At 34.9% G+C, this 19,267-nt stretch carries 16 protein-coding genes; 4 read left to right on the top strand and 12 right to left on the bottom strand.

Features of this window, described 5'->3' with window-relative positions:
- Nucleotides 1-167 precede the first annotated feature (167 nt).
- A complete protein-coding gene (locus tag N4T20_RS11725) occupies nt 168-611 on the bottom strand; it encodes a hypothetical protein (protein ID WP_260669339.1) in 444 nt (147 codons plus the stop codon).
- Nucleotides 612-795: 184 nt separating this feature from the next.
- Nucleotides 796-3,123, bottom strand: a complete 2,328-nt coding sequence (locus N4T20_RS11720) for a GH92 family glycosyl hydrolase (protein ID WP_260669338.1) — start codon at nt 3,121-3,123, stop codon at nt 796-798.
- 136 nt (nt 3,124-3,259) lie between these two features.
- Between N4T20_RS11720 and N4T20_RS11715 the strand changes: the two genes are divergently transcribed.
- Nucleotides 3,260-3,883 (top strand): M949_RS01915 family surface polysaccharide biosynthesis protein, encoded by a 624-nt coding sequence (locus N4T20_RS11715; RefSeq protein ID WP_260669337.1) that lies wholly within the window; start codon nt 3,260-3,262, stop codon nt 3,881-3,883.
- Nucleotides 3,884-3,903: 20 nt separating this feature from the next.
- On the opposite strand, the gene N4T20_RS11710 is transcribed toward N4T20_RS11715, so the two are convergent.
- The 10 genes from N4T20_RS11710 to N4T20_RS11665 all read right to left on the bottom strand — a co-directional run bounded on the left by N4T20_RS11710 (nt 3,904) and on the right by N4T20_RS11665 (nt 14,542).
- Nucleotides 3,904-4,434: a hypothetical protein gene (locus N4T20_RS11710; protein ID WP_260669336.1), complete on the bottom strand. Its 531-nt coding sequence runs from the start codon at nt 4,432-4,434 to the stop codon at nt 3,904-3,906.
- A 24-nt stretch (nt 4,435-4,458) separates the two neighbouring features.
- Nucleotides 4,459-4,815: a hypothetical protein gene (locus tag N4T20_RS11705; protein ID WP_260669335.1), complete on the bottom strand. Its 357-nt coding sequence runs from the start codon at nt 4,813-4,815 to the stop codon at nt 4,459-4,461.
- A 361-nt stretch (nt 4,816-5,176) separates the two neighbouring features.
- Nucleotides 5,177-6,355 carry an AIR synthase related protein gene (locus N4T20_RS11700; RefSeq protein ID WP_260669334.1) on the bottom strand — a complete coding sequence of 393 codons (1,179 nt, stop codon included), beginning with the start codon at nt 6,353-6,355 and terminating at the stop codon, nt 5,177-5,179.
- A 155-nt stretch (nt 6,356-6,510) separates the two neighbouring features.
- Nucleotides 6,511-7,989 carry a carboxypeptidase regulatory-like domain-containing protein gene (locus tag N4T20_RS11695; RefSeq protein WP_260669333.1) on the bottom strand — a complete coding sequence of 493 codons (1,479 nt, stop codon included), beginning with the start codon at nt 7,987-7,989 and terminating at the stop codon, nt 6,511-6,513.
- Nucleotides 7,990-8,073: 84 nt separating this feature from the next.
- Nucleotides 8,074-9,447, bottom strand: coding sequence for a CsgG/HfaB family protein (locus N4T20_RS11690; protein ID WP_260669332.1), 1,374 nt, complete (start codon nt 9,445-9,447; stop codon nt 8,074-8,076).
- A 54-nt stretch (nt 9,448-9,501) separates the two neighbouring features.
- The gene (locus N4T20_RS11685) at nt 9,502-9,969 is read right to left on the bottom strand and encodes a curli assembly protein CsgF (RefSeq protein WP_260669331.1); all 468 of its coding nucleotides are present in this window, start codon (nt 9,967-9,969) and stop codon (nt 9,502-9,504) included.
- Nucleotides 9,970-10,036: 67 nt separating this feature from the next.
- Nucleotides 10,037-10,774 (bottom strand): curli production assembly/transport protein CsgE, encoded by a 738-nt coding sequence (locus N4T20_RS11680; protein WP_260669330.1) that lies wholly within the window; start codon nt 10,772-10,774, stop codon nt 10,037-10,039.
- Between the two features lie 3 nt (nt 10,775-10,777).
- On the bottom strand, nt 10,778-11,257 hold the full coding sequence (locus N4T20_RS11675) for a hypothetical protein (protein ID WP_260669329.1): 480 nt from the start codon (nt 11,255-11,257) through the stop codon (nt 10,778-10,780).
- A gap of 65 nt (nt 11,258-11,322) precedes the next feature.
- Nucleotides 11,323-11,949 carry a hypothetical protein gene (locus N4T20_RS11670; protein ID WP_260669328.1) on the bottom strand — a complete coding sequence of 209 codons (627 nt, stop codon included), beginning with the start codon at nt 11,947-11,949 and terminating at the stop codon, nt 11,323-11,325.
- Between the two features lie 403 nt (nt 11,950-12,352).
- Entirely contained in the window at nt 12,353-14,542 is a 2,190-nt protein-coding gene (locus N4T20_RS11665; RefSeq protein WP_260669327.1) for a glutamine synthetase III, read from the bottom strand.
- Between the two features lie 428 nt (nt 14,543-14,970).
- On the opposite strand from N4T20_RS11665, the gene N4T20_RS11660 reads away from it, so the two are divergent.
- The 3 genes from N4T20_RS11660 to N4T20_RS11650 all read left to right on the top strand — a co-directional run bounded on the left by N4T20_RS11660 (nt 14,971) and on the right by N4T20_RS11650 (nt 19,232).
- A complete protein-coding gene (locus tag N4T20_RS11660) occupies nt 14,971-15,987 on the top strand; it encodes a glutamine synthetase beta-grasp domain-containing protein (protein WP_260669326.1) in 1,017 nt (338 codons plus the stop codon).
- Between the two features lie 271 nt (nt 15,988-16,258).
- Nucleotides 16,259-17,230, top strand: a complete 972-nt coding sequence (locus tag N4T20_RS11655) for a TerC family protein (protein WP_260669325.1) — start codon at nt 16,259-16,261, stop codon at nt 17,228-17,230.
- 193 nt (nt 17,231-17,423) lie between these two features.
- On the top strand, nt 17,424-19,232 hold the full coding sequence (locus N4T20_RS11650) for a T9SS type A sorting domain-containing protein (RefSeq protein ID WP_260669324.1): 1,809 nt from the start codon (nt 17,424-17,426) through the stop codon (nt 19,230-19,232).
- The last annotated feature ends 35 nt before the right edge of the window (nt 19,233-19,267 follow it).

Genomic DNA, 19,267 nt, shown 5'->3' with positions numbered 1-19,267 from the left:
ATTGTCGGTTTTTTTTTGTTGCAACTTTGCTAGACTTGTCAGGCTGAGCGGAGTCGAAGCCATCGCAGTTTAAATCTGCACTGAGTTGGGCTTCGACTCCGCTCAGCCTGACAAACTTTACATTTTAACTTTATCAAAGTTTAAAACTTGACGAAGTTTTCGTTGTATTATTTCTTCACAGGAAATTTCCAGTCAAATTCGTCTTTACTATTGATAATAGCTCCAATTTCAAACTTCACAACCTCATCAAATTCAGTTTGAAGAATAAACCAATTGTCTTCGTTGAAGTAATTTTCGAAAGTGTCAAAAGTTTCCTGAGTGTATTTGTTGATTCCTTTTGCAGCAAAATCTTTCTTTACATCAGCAATTTTTCTTCCGATTAATTTGAATCCAAAAACTTCCAAATCATTACTAGAAGCTACAATATATCCTAATTTAAGATCTTCTTCCTGATAGAAAGTCAATCTCATTTTGTGAGCATTGTAAACAAAAATTACATTGTCGTCTTCGTCTTTATAGTTTTTATCAGGTTTTCCTAAGGCTGCTGTTACATCATTCTGCTTCATTCCGAAAAGCAGTTTATCTATTCCCGATTTTAAATTGATTTTCATATTGATTGTTTTATTTGAAGTGCAAATTTCGTGAAGTTTTTTTGTTGTTCTGCCACGAATTGCACAAATTTTCACGAATTTAGATATTACACCGTTTGGTTCATTTACTAACTTTTGTCACCCTGAGCGAAGTCGAAGGGTTTATGTAGCGAATAGCCCTTCGACTTCGCTCAGGGTGACACGTCTAATAACCCTTCTTGTTTGGTTTACTAGCCATATAAAATGTTATTTTCCCGCCATTCATAACATCGCTATGCTTTAAAAATGGTCTTTTTAATTGTTTTCCGTTCAGCAAAACCTTACTCACAAAAACATTTTTATCAGATTGATTAACCGTTTCAACTTCAAACGTTTTTCCGTTTTCTAGATTTAAAACGGCATTCTTCATCAGCGGACTTCCTAATGCATACTCGTCTGAGCCTGGAGCGACAGGGTAAAAACCTAAACTGCTAAAAATATACCAAGCGCTCATTTGTCCGAAATCATCATTTCCTCCCAATCCATCGGCTCCATTTCGGTACATTTTTTTCAAAATCATTCTAATCTTATCTTGTGCTTTCCAAGGAGAATCTGTCCAATTGTATAAGTACACCACATGATGCGAGGGTTCATTTCCGTGAACATAATTTCCTATGATTCCGTCTCTGGTAATATCTTCTGTATTTTCAAAATATTTGTCTGGAAGATGCATATTGAATAACGAATCTAAACGAACTTTAAATTTTTCATTTCCGCCCATCAATTGAATCATATCCGCAGGATCTTGCGGAACGTACAAACTGTAATTCCACGAATTTCCTTCAATAAAACCTTGCCCGTGCGTATCAAGCGGATCAAATTCTTTCTTAAATGTTCCATCATTCAATTTCGGGCGCATAAAGCCTGTCTTCTCATCGTAAACATTTTTATAATTTTTAGATCTGGTGATGAATTCATTATAAACATCCGTTTTCCCTAATTTCTTTGCTGCTTGAGCAATAGCCCAATCGTCGTAAGCATATTCTAAAGTTTTGGAAACCGAAGCGCCACTTTTATCTTCTGGAACATATCCTTTATTCATGTAAAATTCCAGACCATCATAATACGGCACTTTTGCAGTGTTTACACAAGCCTGAAGCGCCTTTTCTGCGTCAAAACTGATATTTCCTTTTACAATGGCATCTGCCACTACCGAAACGGAATGATACCCAATCATGCACCAATTCTCATTTGCATAATGTGACCAGATTGGCAGCATTTTATGCACACTTTGATCAGAATGTGCCAGCATCGAACTCACCATATCGGCATTTCTTTTGGGCTGCACAATATTAAACAAAGGGTGCAAAGCGCGATAGGTATCCCAAAGCGAATAGCTGGTATAATTGGTAAAATTTTCGGCTTTATGAACATTCATATCCAAACCTTTATAATTTCCGTCTAAATCCATGTATTCGGTTGGGCCTAAAAACGCATGATACATTGCTGTGTAAAAATTTACCAGATCCTCTTTTTGGATAGTTTGAACCTGAATTTTATTCAATTCGCTATTCCAAATTTCCTGACTTTGTTTTTTTACTTTTTCAAAATCCCAATCAGGCGTTTCTTTTTTCATGTTTTCCAACGCTCCTGCAGAACTCACTGGCGATAAAGCCATTTTTATTTTGATTTTTTCACCCTCATTCGTATCAAAATCAAAAAACAATTTTAAGTTTTGTCCAGCCATTTCAGGAAAGTTCTTCGTTTGATCAAATCTTCCCCAAAACCCTCTGTAAACGCTTTTTTCCTGAGCTGCTTGTCCGTAGCTTTTAATTGGTTTGCTAAATGTCATTGCAAAATAAACCGTTCTGGTTCTCGCCCAACCATTTGTCTGGCGGTAACCTGTTATCAAAGTATCGTTTTCTACACGAACAAATGTCCAGACATTCTTTTTATCATAATTATAAATCCCTGAAATCAGATCCAGAATAATATGCGATTCATCAGATTTTGGAAAAGTGTATTGATGCATTCCCACACGGGTTGTTGCGGTAAGTTCTGCCTTAATTTTATGATCTTCCAGAAAAACGCTGTAATAGGCTGGTTCTGCTTTTTCTGTCGAATGCGAAAATGCCGATCTATAACCCGACAATGGTTTTGATGCCACGCCCGGATTCAATTGCAGTTTGCCAGTTGTTGGCATAATTAAAAAATCACCTAGGTCTGAATGTCCCGTTCCGCTGAAATGAGTATGGCTGAAACCTACAATCGTTTTGTCTTCGTACTGGTAACCGGCACAGTATTTATAGACTTCTTTATTATATTTTCCGTTCAAACTGTATGCAATTGTATCGGTTTCTGGACTTAATTGCACGCTTCCAAAAGGAACTGTTGCTCCAGGATAAGTATGTCCCATTTTTGCAGTTCCTATCATCGGATCTACATATTGAATGAGGTTTTGCTTTTGAATTGTCTTTCTCTGCGCCATTACTTGGGTTACAGAAAGTAATACGAATGCTCCAAGAAGAAAATTACTGCGTTTTATTTTGATCATTTTTATGGTTTTTCTTTAAAATCTTTGCTTTTCTTTTAATGTAGAAAAGTACAACAAATTCTATTTTTAAAAAACATAAATTTGGCAGGACTCAAATGGTTTAAATATCTTTGATGTACTAAAAGTCAAGCAAAACATGAAAAAATATATTTTAATTTTACTTTCTTTTTCTTCTTCAATTATTTTTTCTCAAAAAATTGAAAGCCATAAATTAACCAAACAGGAAATTACGCAGCGAGAACTTGAAAGCTTAACCGATTTTCCGATTTACAGAGCATTTGAATTTAGCGATAAAGGCGGTGTTTATGAATTGGTTTTAGGCGAAAATCAGAAAGTGATTTCTAAAAAAGATACTTTAAATACTAAAATACAGGCGATTTGCGCCATAAATGATCACGGTGGTTTTTTGGAAAAATGGAGAATTAATGATTTGCTTGAAGATTATGATCCTAAGGAAACTAGTATTTGGTTCTGGACAAAATATTGCAGCACAAAAGATATTGACGGAGACGGCTATACTGATCCTGTGATTGTTTACGGAACAAGGACTGAATACAATGAAATAAGACGGGTGAAGATTATAACGGTTTATAAAAACAAAAAATACGCCATTCGTGCTGTTGAATGCGATTTAGATTATTGCAGAACTTTTAAAAAGGATCAAAATTGGAATGCGCTTCCGCAAAAGATAAAAACGTTTGTCGATCAATTGACTGAAAAAATCAGAAAAGAACAGAATTTGCTGTTGAAAAATGGCTAAAGATATAATTGATATTGCCTTTATAATTTAATTCTATTCTTTAATAAAATTTTTATGTGCCAAAAGATTCCAAATATACCCCCAATTGCCCCTCCTGCGTAACTAAATTTATGCATTTCAGAAACAGCAATTAGATTTTTCACGTTTTCTATTTGCAGAGGAAAACAACAAGTGGACTCTAAACTTGAAAAACCTAGAAAGCCGTAACATAGCCCTAGTAAACCAATTATTATTGTCACAGCCAACATTATAATTATTGCTGTACTAATACTTTTTATCATTTCTTTTGTATTACCACTAAAGAACCCGATAAAACTAAATATAAATCCTGCAGATAAACCGATCCACCAAACAGACCATACGCCAATAATTGAAGCAGTTAATCTTGGAGTATTTCTTCCGTATTCAACAAAACCAAATTTTTCAAACAGATATTCTGTAAAAAATTCATCAGAAATTGTATAAGTGAATTGATTGTGTAAAACGCCGAAAAGTGTGGCGATAAAAATACTTAAGAAGATACTGGAAACAAAGACAATTGCTTTTTTCATTTTACATTTTGTAATAAATGAAACCTACTCGCTCATTTCGTCGTAACGTTCTGGAACTTGGGGATCGTAAAGCGGGCATTTGAATTCTTCCATGACATCAACTAACTTGTTCATGGTTTTTCCTTCGGTTCCGTAACAGTCAATTTTTATGCTTTGCGGTGTGGTAATGACTTGAAATGCGCCTTTCCCTTTTGGGTTCTTCCAACTGTTTTCGTCAACACGCTCCCAGTCTGAAAAGACAGAATTAATTCTATTTACGATTACTTCAACTTGAAGCGCGGCCAGACCTTCAACTTCTTGTTTTTCTACAAGAGCTTCATAAACTTCCTGATTATTCAGGTAAATTTCATCTAGATATCTCCAAAAAAGTAATTCGTACATAGTAAAGTATTTTTAAACCATATAAGTGATATAAGAAAATATAATTTTTTTCTAAGTGAAACAGAAAAGCTGCCATCAAAGTAAGGCTTCTCCCGAAATCTCAGGATCGCTCTGCCTGACAATCTAACTTAAAATGAACTTATATCACTTATATGGTTATTTTTTTTAATAATCCAAGAAGGGCTTCACTCGAAATCTCAGGATCGCTCTGCCTCACAATCTAACTTAAAATGAACTTATATCACTTATATGGTTATTTTTTTTAATAAACCAAGATAGGGCTTCACTCGAAATCTCAGGATCGCTCTGCCTCACAATCTAACTTAAAATGAACTTATATCACTTATATGGTTATTTTTTTTTAATAATTGAATGTTCCGTATTCGCTACTAATAGTCAGCTTTTTATCATCTGAAGCTTCTACTCTACCTACGATCTGTGCATCAACATTGAATGATTTCGAAATTTCGATAATATCTTGTGCGATATTTTCCGGAACATAAAGCTCCATTCTGTGACCGCAGTTGAAAACCTGGTACATTTCTTTCCAATCTGTTTTTGATTGTTCTTGAATTAGCTTGAACAATGGCGGCACTGGAAATAAATTGTCTTTTATAACGTGCAGATCTTTTACGAAATGTAAAATTTTAGTCTGTGCCCCACCGCTGCAATGCACCATTCCGTGAATGTCTTTTGGCGTGTACTTATCTAAAATCTTTTTGATAATTGGCGCATAGGTTCTTGTTGGAGAAAGCACTAATTGTCCTGCATTTATCGGGCTGTTTTCAACTTCATCAGTCAGATTTACTTGTCCTGAATAAATTAGTTCTTCTGGAACTGCTGCATCATAACTTTCAGGATATTTTTTAGCCAAATATTTTCCGAAAACATCGTGACGCGCAGAAGTTAATCCGTTACTTCCCATTCCGCCGTTATAGCTTTTTTCGTAAGTTGCCTGACCAAAAGAAGCCAAACCAACAATAACGTCTCCTGCTTGAATGTTTGCATTATCTACAACATCAGAACGTTTCATTCTTGCCGTTACAGTAGAATCTACAATAATGGTACGAACAACATCTCCAACATCGGCAGTTTCTCCTCCTGTTGAATGAATGGTAACTCCAAACGATTTTAATTCGCTGATTAATTCTTCTGTTCCGTTGATGATTGCAGAAATAACTTCGGCAGGAATTAGGTTTTTATTTCTTCCTATAGTTGACGAAAGCAAAATATTATCTGTCGCACCAACACATAATAAATCGTCAATATTCATGATTAAGGCATCTTGAGCGATTCCTTTCCAAACTGAAAGATCGCCAGTTTCTTTCCAATACATATACGCTAGGGACGACTTTGTACCTGCTCCGTCAGCGTGCATGATCAAACAGTGTTCCTCGTCTTGTGTTAAATAATCAGGAACAATTTTGCAGAATGCCTGTGGAAATAAACCTTTGTCAATATTTTTTATAGCGTTATGTACGTCTTCTTTTGATGCCGAAACACCTCTTTGTGCATATCTTTTGCTAGAATCTGAACTCATGAAAATTAGTTTGTGTTGATGTGGTGCAAAGATAATCCCTTTTTTTAATTCTTTGACTTATTCGATTATTTGATTGATAAAAAAATCGGCAGAAGTTTATATTCTGCCGATCATCCGAAATAAAAATTAGTCATGAAACTATTTATTGCTATCAATTATTTCCAATCTGGCATTGAAGCGTTTTGGAATAAAGTTGTCCTTGTACTGCTATCGGTTGTGCTGGCGGTTTGGATATTTTTTGCCGAAAGTCCATCGTTTGATGTATTCACAAAGATCACTTCTGCTTCATTTGGAGAAAACTTCACATCGAGATCATTGAAACCATTTTCTTTATTTGTAGCCAATTCTGCTGATGTGTTTGTTGCCACAGTGTAAATAAATATTCTGGAATCTAGTCGTCTGTAATCTGAATTTTCAAACCCAGAAACATCTCTTGTATAGACGACTCTTGCATTATCGACCGAAATATCAATTCCGCTTGCACCTCCTGTCACTCCAGAAAGCACTTGGTACAAGACATTTCCATTCATATCTATTGCATAAATTTCTACGCCATAACCTGATACATCATTTACTTTTAAGACAATCTGGCTGCCATCGCGGCTCCATTCGCATTCCGAAATAAATTTGCCGTTAGGGGTTTTAAACAGCTGTATTAAACCTGATCCATCTGAGTTTATACGATAGAGTTTATCAAAATTCGGATAAACGAGCTGGCTTCCGTTGGTGCTCCAAGAATAGCTTACGTTATCCATATTGAAGCCTGCTATCGGTATAAAATTGGTGATTTTTTTTGCATCGGTACCGTCAGGATTCATACTGAAAATCTGGTATAAAGATCCATCAGAACTTATGTAAGCAATTCTATTAATGCTCAAATTTTTTCTTGGTCTAAAGCTATTCACCTCAGCTGATGACAATTGGAGTTCATTTCCGTTTTCATCTGCTGTAAATATGACATTGTTGTTTTTTATCTTTTTAACATACATATACCTTGGGTTTGGAAAGGCTAATGTTCTAAATGAATTTGTCACACTGTTTATGGGCTTATTTATTCCGTCGCTAACCGATACCTGCCAATAATATTTGGTGCTATAACTTAAATCTTTAATATTTAGAGTTGTCGTTTTTAGGTCAGAATATGTTTTGACTTCATCAGTAGTTCCGTTTTTTACCGTAACCGTATAAGTAAGCGGATCTCCTTCTGGGTCTTTGGCTGTCCAGGTCAGATCAAGGCTTAAAGCTTGTCCCGTTGCATTGTCTGCAGGCGCAGTAAGCACCGGAATTTCTGGCGGTTTGTTGGTCGCAGTTGATACTTCTAACTCAAAAATGACTTCTATTTCAATATCCGCTTCGATTGTTGCAGGTACAAATCTGGCAATAAAACCATCTTTTTGAGCCTGAAAAGCATATTTTCCTACGGGTACTTTTTCTATTGTAAAGTAGCCATCTTTATCTGTATAAACTGTGCTTGTAGTGGGGTTTGAAGAAACACGAGCATTTTCGATTCCTGTGTATCCGCGCACGTCTACAACTCTTCCTTTTATTTTTCCTGTTCCTGTATTGTCAAGCTGTTCTTCGCTACAAGACATTAAAAGAATAAAGCACGCCAAAATTTTTAAACCTATTTTCATTTGAGACCTATTTTCATTAAACCTGTTTTGTATTTACTCTTGTAACCACTTTATAAAAAGCCTAAAAAATATCACGAGGGTTTACTATTTTTTCTTGTAATTGCTGCTTTTTGGAAAATAATAGGTTAATCCTAAACCAAACCGCCAATAGTAATCGTCTCGAACACCGTTAACTACATAATCGACATTGTCACTAAAAGGAGCGTTAAACTCTCCATAGGCTTTTATTCCTAAATAGTTTGTTGCGAGATATTCTACTCCAGCCCCGCACTGGACTTTGCTGGCTATATTTTCGTATTTTTTATTAAACTCAACTCCAGTTCCAGCAAAAACGTAGGGAGTAAAGACATCTCGCGGCAGGACTAAACATTCTAAATTGAGGTCTAACGAAACATATCCTACATCGAGCCTATCTTTATTTGCCAGCCAAAATGCATTTGATGAAGCGCTTAAAGCAAATGTTGGCGTAAAGAAAAATTTTGCAGCACCTCTAATCATTGGTTTCGGAACCGGATTTGGATAATCTCCTTGCATTAGAGCAATTCCACCAGAAGCTTCAATTCCAAAACGGGCTCGTCTTTCGGTTAAATTTCTATTGTACAATTGTGCCAAATCGGCTTCACTTCTTTCTCTGTCATATTCTGCTACGAAATCATCAACTTGTTTTTGAGGGGCATTTACTTCCCACAGTTTGTCTTTGATTCCATCAACTATAAGCCCTTCAACAGCTTTTTCTATGGCTTCTGTTACGGCCATCTGAATAGGTTCGTTTCGGGTAAAACCGGTTTCAACCTCCAAAAGCCTGTTTAAATTGACATATCTAAATAAACTCGCATCAATGCTTTGCGATAAGATAGTTTTAGAAACGTAAACCGTATTTAATATTTTTCCGTTTGAAGTGGAAACTAATCTTAAATAAACCGTAACTCTGTCTTGTCTGTATTGGGTTGAACCGCCCGCACCAAAATATCTGGCACCAAAACCGCCTGTAATAATATTGGTATCATAAGAAATAATTCCTCCTTCAAGCAAAACTCCTGCAAACAAAAGCGGTGTTAAGACTGCTTCGTTAGGTTCTGTTTTAGAAGCATATTCCTGACGGGTAGAACGAATAATATTTCTTTCGTTTAAAAGATTCCCCAGATTTTCACGTTCTATGGGCACAAACCATTTTGAATCTTGCAAGGCTTTTATCAAAATAGATGTGGCTCCTTGCGTAACAGCGGTGCTAAAGGTGCTTCCAAGTTCAGTAGGTTTATATTGCCCAGTCTGATCTTTAAATTTGTACACACCAACAACTATCTGCTCTTTGGGTTTTGGCATTTCTACCAATTTGGCAGTCGCAGGAGTATTTTCTCCATATACCGCTTTCTGCACTCCCACAGGCTGATTAAAATATGCTCCACAACCTGAGAATAGGCAAATTAATAAAAATAGAAAAAGGGGACTTTTATTCATAATCTCAATTATTTAAAATAATACCTGAACCTTTTTTTATGGACAAACCAAAATTTATTGCCCTGGAAGAATTACCTGTGTCTGCTCACCTGTATCTGTATCCAAAACATCGACCACCAATCCTAAATTAGAATGGTAAATATCAACTGACAAGGATCCGAAAACATAGGTTCCTGGAGAAAGACTACCGTTTCCAGTACCTGTGCCTGTACCCGTTCCCGTTCCCGTGCCATTACCTGTACCTGTGCTGCTTCCAAATTGGTTTTCGAATAATGAATTTGAAAGCCTGTTTAGCAGCTGATTATTCAAATTGCTTTTAAATCGTTCCAAATCTGTCTGCTGTTTATAGCCCGTATTGGTATTATCTTTATAATCATTTTGGGCCTGCGCCGAACTGAGCAGCCATGGGTAATTGAAGGTTTCTCCTCCAAAATTTGGGTTTGCCGGCTTATAAGCAAGGTTTTGCGCAACAGAAATTGTACTAAAACCCAATAAGCATAGTAATAAAGCTATAGTTTTCATATAGAACTTTTTTAGTTTGAATTAAATAGTAAACTCTTTATCGAAATAGTATACTCAATCCTTGATTTTAGTATTGAGTAATCATTTTGCTCTGCTTTTCTAGATCTTTAAAGTACTTGAACACTTTTGAAGCCGCAGAATCGGCCATGTACTTTAAAAAGTCTTCGTCAGGACGTGAAATAAACTCCTCTATAATATCACTGTCTACCAATATTGTAATTTTTGTCGTGCGCCCAAAAGTCAATTCTTCTTGAACGGTTACAATTTTAGTGGTATGGATCTTCAGTTTAGAATACTGAGCATAAAACGTGTCATAAAAATCATTTCCAAGCTTAGTTTTGGTGTCATTGGCTACAATTCCAACCATTTCTATGCCGTCAGCAGGAATAGATTTTCCCGCATCAGATTCTGTTTCTTCTCCAAAAACAATTCGGTCTTTACCAATTATGGCATCTTTTTCATCATAAATCAATAACATTACAATCACTTCATCCTCTTTTGTATAATTGACTTGTGTTTTGGACAATTCAATTTTTTGAATGGGTTCTAATGTTGCTCTTCCGTTTTGTGCATTGGTTGATTTATTTGAACTTGATTTGTTTTTTTTGAATACACTTAGTTTATATGAAATATTCTTAAACTCTGATTTTAAATTTTCTGCAGTTCCGGTTATAAATAACAAATTCTCAATTTCTTTGACTTCGATTTTCGCTTTTACCTCTTTATTGTATTCGGCTTGTGAAAATCCGTTTTCAGAAAAAAAAATAAAAAAAAATGCAACAATTATGTTTTGATACTTTTTCATGACCTAGCGATTGAATACGTAAATTGTACCAGAATTTCCAGACTGATTAATGATCATATCCTTAGATATTGAATTTGATCCTGAACTGAAAACCGTTAAATTATTGCCATCTTGATTGACCTTCATCGATTCGACTCCGCGGGAGTACAATGAAACATCACTTATATAGTTATTATTACCTGACTGTATATAGGATTGATTTATTTCGTCTGCTTTTTTGTAGACATTCATGTAGTTGTTGTTACCAGTTTGCTGTGCAGTTACATATGCATTGTTACTGATAATGGTGAGGTTGGCTTGATTGAAATTGCCAATTTGTGAAATTTTTACTATGTTATGGCTTATAATGTATTGATTGGTGTTTTGCTGATTTTTATTGTTTGATTCGTTTAAGGCTATTACAAAATCATTTATATTCCTATCAATTGATTGTGAGAATATCATTTCTGTAAAAAGAAACAATATGATTATAATAGCTTTCATGATTTTTTGAAATAATAAAAAAAGGAAGAACTGATATATCGAGTTCTTCCTTTTCCTGGTTTGTTTTAGTTAGATTGGATTACTAAGCTTCCGTTAAGGAATCCAGTTTGTGTAACAGTACTATTGTGAGAGTCTCCAAATTGAGCTGTTGCAGCAAAGTTACCAATTCCATACTGTTGGATGCTTGACATATTGTCGTATCCTAGTTGAAGAGTAAATGCATTATTGAAGATTCCATATTGTTCTGTATTAGCCCAGTTATCATATCCAGCTTGAGCTGTGATTGAATTGTTAAGCCAGCCTACTTGAGTAGTAACAGCTGTATTATCATCTCCTAATTGGTAAATATCTGAAGAGTTGTCTGCTCCAAATTGAGTTACAAATGCTTGGTTTCCTACCCAAAATCCTTGGAAAATATCAGATTCATTGTCATTTCCAATTTGTGTTACAACAGCAAGGTTTCCTGCGCCTAATTGTAGAATTTGAGAATCATTGTTGTCTCCATATTGTCCAACAATAGAAACGTTTGCAATACCAATTTGGTCAACATCTGAAACATTTTGTTCTCCAACTTGAACCACTAACGCACCATTCAACAGACCTGTCTGGTCTACATCACTAGTATTAGCCTGTGCAAAGGCTGCTACACCTGCAAACAGCATCGCGGAGATGCTTAGAATTACTTTTTTCATAATAAATATATTTAATTGGTTATTAATACAACTTATTATGTAGGTTCTTCTGTAGGTTATTATCCTGGGCAGGAAAAGAGGAGCTTTAGACCGTTTTTTGAGAATAATTTTATGCTATTTTCTCAACTTCATGATCAAAATTAGAAAACTTTCTCGAATTGAAACCTAGGTATAAATACCTATTTTACAAGATATTAACCTCTTTTCGATAAACTGTAAAACTATCTCGATGAACTGCCAGAATGATTAAAAATTTTCATAGGAAAAAAGCGACTTATTACAATTTATTTACATTTAAGGCTTTATAGACGCTAAAAAAGAGTTTATGAACAGAAATTTTATTATAATCTCAAAAAAAAGCCTGTCTTTTTGAGACAGGCTTTAACAAAATGTTACATTACTGTTATTTGGTAAACAATAATTCCCTGTATTTAGTCAATGTCCAGCTTTCGTCATCTACTAATAATTCTAATTTATCACAGTGATTGCGAATTTCATCAAAATATGGTTTTACATTATTGCAATATGCTTCTGCCATTTTTTGAGCATCTGTAAGCTGATTTGCTTTTTTTCTTTCATTAGTCATCGCCAACACCTTAGAATTGATCCCTTCTATATGACCTGAAATTTCTTTAATTAAAACGATCTGCTCTTTTGCAATAGTCTCAAAGTCTTTTCCGAAGATTTCTTTTAAACCTTTTACGTTTTCAATTAAAGTATTTTGATAACGAATAGCGGTCGGAATTACATGGTTTCTAGCAATGTCTCCCAAAACTCTTCCTTCGATCTGGATTTTTTTAGTGTATTCTTCCAATTCAATTTCGTAGCGTGCTTCAGCCTCAACATGATTAAAAATTCCCAGCTCTTCAAATAAAGTCAAAGCTTGTTTTGAAACCTTAGCCTTAATAGCTTCTGGAGTTGTTTTAAAATTGCTTAAACCTCTTCTTTCGGCCTCTTTTTCCCAAGCTTCGCTATAACCGTCGCCTTCAAAAAGGATTTTTTTAGATTGCTTGATGTATTCTCTTAAGACATTAAAAATAGCATCATCCTTTTTCATGTCTTTGGTCTCGATCAGGTTTTCTACTTCATTTTTAAAGTCAATTAACTGTTTTGCTACAATCGCATTTAAAGTTGTCATTGCATTTGAACAGTTTGAATTGGACCCTACAGCTCTAAACTCAAATTTATTTCCTGTAAAGGCAAAAGGAGAAGTTCTATTACGATCGGTGTTATCTAATAATACGTCTGGAATTTTACCAACCACGTTCAATTTAAGATCTGTTTTTTCTTCTGGAGAAAGTTTTCCAGTTGTAACGCTTTCTAATTCAGACAAAACTTTAGTCAACTGAGCTCCAATAAATACCGACATAATTGCTGGCGGCGCTTCATTTGCACCTAACCTATGATCGTTGCTTGCCGTTGCGATTGAAGCTCTTAAAAGAGTTTCGTTATCGTTTACAGCTTTTATCGTATTAATAAAGAAAGTCAGAAACTGCAAATTACTCATTGGCGTTTTGCTCGGACTCAATAAATTTACTCCAGTATCAGTTGCCAAAGACCAGTTATTATGTTTTCCTGAACCGTTTACGCCTTTAAATGGCTTTTCGTGAAATAATACTTTAAAATCATGACGCTCTGCCACTCTCTGCATGACATCCATTAATAAGGAGTTGTGGTCAACCGCTAAATTTGTTTCTTCAAAAATCGGAGCCAATTCAAACTGATTTGGCGCAACCTCATTGTGACGCGTTTTTACCGGAATTCCTAATAACATACATTCCTGCTCCAAATCTCTCATATAAGTAAGAGCGCGTGTCGGAATTGATCCGAAATAATGATCGTCTAGCTGCTGCCCTTTTGCAGAAGTATGCCCTAATAATGTTCTTCCTGTCATCATCAAATCAGGGCGAGAATTTGCCAAGGCTTTGTCAATCAAGAAATACTCTTGCTCCCATCCCAATGTTGCCGTTACTTTTTTTACGTTTTTGTCAAAGTACTTGCAAACTTCTGTAGCCGCTTCGTCAATTGCAGATAATGCTCGCAATAAAGGTATTTTGTTATCTAAAGCTTCACCTGTATACGCAATAAAAACGGTCGGAATACATAAAGTTGTACCATATATAAAAGCTGGAGACGTTGGATCCCAAGCTGTATAACCTCTTGCTTCAAAAGTATTTCTAATTCCGCCGTTCGGGAAACTTGAAGCATCTGGCTCTTGCTGCACCAATTGCGCGCCGCCAAATTTTTCAACTGGATCGCTTCCGTCGTAAGAAGTCTCAAAAAAAGCATCATGTTTTTCTGCTGTAGTTCCTGTAAGAGGCTGAAACCAGTGCGTATAATGCGTAACGCCTTTTGCCAAAGCCCATTCTTTCATTCCCATGGCAATATAATCTGCCAGCTTTCGGTCTATTTTTGTACCATGCTGGATAGCATCTCTTACTCCTTTAAAAGCATCTGAAGTTAAATATTGCTTCATTGCTTTTTCATTAAACACATTGGCTCCGAAAAGATTTGACTTTCGGCCAATTTCTTCAAAATGCACCGGCTTTCTGTTAGAAGCTTCTTGTAAAGCTTGGAAACGTAATGTTGACATGGTTATGTATATTTAAATTCGTAATAATTTTCATTAAAAAATGATCAGCAAATATAAACAAATAAAGTACCTACTTGGAATATAAAATTTAGATTTTTGAACGACAATTTTTCAACATAAAATGCTTTTTTCGAAGAATAATGAATTCAAATCATAGAAATATAACAAAACTGTACGGTATTATTGATTAAATAAACATTTTTTCATAATTTCTTAACTCAGAAATTCAAAAATGAGCTGTTATTATTACGAATTTATTTTTTTAAGGTTAATAAAATTGCTTTTTTTAAAATATACCCCTATCAAAATTGCGCTTATCCAAAAAATTATACTTCGTAAAACAAAATAGCCCCCTAATTTTTGGGACTGAAAAAATAAATCTATATTTGACCCAACGAAAAAAAACAAAAAAATTAATTTATATTATTATGGCTAAAATTAAGTTAGAGTACATTTGGTTAGACGGATATGAACCAACTCAAAATCTTAGAAGTAAAACTAAAGTTGAAGAGCACGAAAACTTCAAAGGGACATTAGAAGAACTTGGAAATTGGTCATTTGATGGTTCATCAACAAGACAAGCTGAAGGTGGATCTTCTGACTGTTTATTAGTTCCTGTTGCAATCTATCCAGATCCAACTCGTATCAACGGATGGTTAGTAATGTGCGAAGTTATGTATGCTGACGGAACACCACACCCTTCTAACGGTAGAGCTACAATTGATGATGATAATGATGATTTTTGGTTTGGATTCGAACAAGAGTATTTCATCATGGATACTAAAACTCAACTTCCACTTGGTTTCCCAGTTGGAGGATACCCTGCTCCACAAGGGATGTACTACTGTTCTGTAGGTGGAAAAAACACACACGGTAGAAAATTAGTTGAAGAGCACGCTGACTTATGTATTGCTGCAGGTATCAACTTTGAAGGAATCAACCAAGAGGTTGCTTGCGGACAATGGGAATTCCAATTATTCGCTAAAGGAGCTAAAAAAGCTGGAGACGAAATCTGGGTTGCTCGTTACCTATTAGACCGTTTGACTGAGAAATATGGTTACTATATCGAATATCACCCAAAACCTCTAGGAGACACAGACTGGAATGGTTCTGGAATGCACGCGAACTTCTCTAACACAGTTCTTAGAACGTGCGGTTCTCAAGAAACTTACGAGAAAATCTGCGAGGCTTTCCGCCCTGTTACAAAAGAGCACATCGCGGTTTACGGAGCTTACAACGATCAGCGTTTAACTGGTAAACACGAAACTGCTTCTATCAACGATTTCTCTTACGGAGTATCAGACAGAGGATGTTCTATCAGAATCCCTTTAATGACTGTTCAAAAAGGATGGAAAGGTTGGTTAGAAGACAGAAGACCAGCTTCAAACGGAGACCCTTACAAAATTGCTGCTAGAATTATCAAAACTGTTAACTCAGCGCTATAATTCGAAGCTTACCATACATCTTGAAAGTGCCATCATTTGTTTGATGGCACTTTTTTTTTATCAAAAGCATTTCGACTTCGCTCAATGTGACAACCTTTATCTCAAATTTTCCTTGTGTCAGTTCAAACGGAGTCCGGAACCCCTTTTTACATTTCACATCTGACTCTTGTGCTAACAAAAATTACTTCATTTTAAAAGTAAGTTTCTGATAAATTTAATTTTTAAGTTAGAATTCAAAACTTATCTTTGTAAATCATTAAAAAAAATCATTATGATAGTCTGGTCACTCTTTTTACTTGCTGTAGTTTTTATTCTTGCTTTAGACTTAGGTGTCTTCAACAAAACGCCACATATTATTAGTACAAAAGAAGCCAGCAAATGGACTTTGGTTTGGGTTACTTTATCTTTTCTTTTTTCAGGAGTAATTTATTGGTTATACACCACAGATTATATTGCAAATCCAGACAACTTAAAACCGGCTGTCGCTTCCATGAAGTTTATAACAGGGTATCTGATCGAGCTCTCGCTTAGTGTCGACAACATTTTTGTTATTGCCATTATTTTTGCTTCATTCAAAATTCCGCAAAAATACCAACACCGTGTTTTGTTCTGGGGAATCTTGGGCGCTATAGTTTTCCGCGGATTGATGATTTTCTTCGGAGTAATGCTGATTAATAAATTTGCTTGGACAACTTATGTTTTTGGAGTTTTCTTGATATTTACTGCTATAAAAATGCTTTTTTCTGGCGAAGAAGAAGATTTTCACCCAAAAGATTCTTTTATCTATAAAGCTTTGGGTAAAGTTATGCCTATAACATCTGAAACGGACGGAGAGCGATTTTTCATTTCAACCAAAACAGCAAAAAAAGCCGCTACTCCATTATTTGTAGCTCTAATTGTTATTGAGGTAATGGATGTTTTATTTGCTGTAGATAGCGTTCCTGCAATTCTTGCGATTACCAAAGATCCGTTTTTGGTATTTAGTTCGAATATATTTGCTATTTTAGGATTGCGTTCTATGTATTTCTTCTTAGCAAATATGCTGGCAAAATTCAGTTATTTAGAATACAGCTTGGTAGCAATATTAGCTTTCGTTGGATTAAAAATGCTTTTGCACGATTTCTTCCACGTTCCAGAATGGGCTTCTTTAGGATTTATTGCTTTATCTCTTCTAGTAGGAATTTTGGTTTCTCTTAAGTTCGGCCCAGAAAAAGTTTTAAATGATTCGTCAAGCGAAGAATAATTAGCATCAAAACATATATTCATAAAAAAGGAAATCTTGCGATTTCCTTTTTTTACTACAAACATCTGTATAACTCATTACTTTTCCTATAATTTAACATTAAAAATTAGAGAAATTACCTACAAATAATTATCTTAGACTTTTAATTTAAATTTTTATGAAAAAGAATTACTTACCAATTATTATAATGCTAATGCTAAGCACATTAGTATTTTCTCAAAAAGTCACTTTAACGCCTACAGCGGTAAATAATACTAACGTAAATGCTGGGCCAATTAATCTAGCCTCTGTCCCAAATTCAACTATTTCATTAAATATTAAAGTTGAAATCCCAAGTAATGTCGCTGTCAATGATCAAGGAACAATAACTGTTTACTACTCCAATTTAAACATTGCAAATGCCAATGTTGCAGCTGGCGGAAATGGTGGTAATTTGTATTTTGGTGGTGGAAAAACTGCAACTCGAAGCATGGTAATAAATTTATACTGGACTGATTTTCTAACGTCTGGTGGGTTTATATTTGCCGAATACAAAACAACTGCTGGAACAGCTTATAGAAGTTCGAATTTAGCTGTAATTAAAAATGCAACAATGACAACAGGAACCACTCTAAACCCTCCTGCTGACGCACCAAATCCAACAAAGATAAACAATACATTATGCTGTAATCAAACTGTTAGATTAGGAGACAAGCCACAACTCATAACTGGTTCTCAATTTTTAAATCCTTACGAAAAAGAACCTTATGGCATTAATACTAAATGGGAAACAAAAGGCAACAGCAGCTTAAACACAAAGGCAGATTTTGCTAACAAAACCCTAGACATAGATTATATAACATCTCCTGAAAACTTTACAGTAACAAGAAGTTTAGGATATGTTTATAGAAATGAGTATCCTAACAAAAGCAACACCATCACTGTTACTGTAGTTCAATCTCCAATATTAACCAACAATATTTCCTCAACTGATGGTTCTGTTCCTAACCAAGAAGGGTATTACGAGTTATCTAGCCTCAAAACTCTAAATATAAACGGTCCCGTTTCTAAAGTAAATTTGAATATTTTAAGCGATCCAAATCATACAAATCAAAGAGGTGATGACATTAAAGATGTAGATAGCTATAAATGGGAATATAAAGACATCAAATACAATAGCAATCCATGGATTACTATTCCTAATGCAAATAGCGAATCAATTGATTTTTCAGATCCATCGCAACTTTCAAATTTTGAAGATACATATTACACAGTAAGAAGAATAGCAATTTATAAAAACATTTCAAGAGTAAGTAATGAATTTAAAATTATCGTTAGAAGGTTGCGTTTTAATAATACTATTTGCTGTGATCAAGTTTTAAAGATTAATTCTGAATCGGATTTTGAAAAACCATCAATAATTAATGGCACAACACCAATTATTGATAACTCTGGCATAAATGGGACAAACTTTACCATTAAATCAACAACATTTCAATGGCAAGTACAGAGCATAGACAGATCTTCTTCGACATGGATTAATATACCTGGAGCAACATCAAAAGATTACCTTCCCAATCAAGTTCTTCAAGTAATAAATACAGGACGACAAGGAGCCCAATACAAATTTCAAAATGATTACAATTATCGAAGAATTGTAAAAGCTAATTATGAAATTTATGACAAAAGTTGGATTTCAGGAACATTGATAAGTTATAGTAATGAAACAAATTTAAAATCTATTAGTTCTGAAAACACAATTCCATCGATTGTTGTTTACCCAAATCCAGCCACTTCTATTATTTATATTGAAAATAGCAGAGGCGACATTTTTATCAAAATAGCTTCAAAATCAATAACCATAGCCAATACTAATGGAATAATTGTCAATTCTAATAATTATTCAATAATAAGTCCAACCAAAATAAGTATGGACATTTCCACCTTACCGCCGGGAGTTTATTTTATAAATATCAATACTGGAGATCGCAGAAGCACTCAAGTAACATTTTTAAAAAACTAAAAATCTTTTTACATTCATCCAAAAAAAAAGGGAAT

It is taken from the genome of Flavobacterium sp. TR2 (assembly GCF_025252405.1).
In the GTDB taxonomy this organism is placed as follows: domain Bacteria; phylum Bacteroidota; class Bacteroidia; order Flavobacteriales; family Flavobacteriaceae; genus Flavobacterium.
The sequence above is the reverse complement of the archived record's forward strand: the minus strand, read 5'-3'. Positions and strand labels throughout refer to the sequence as shown.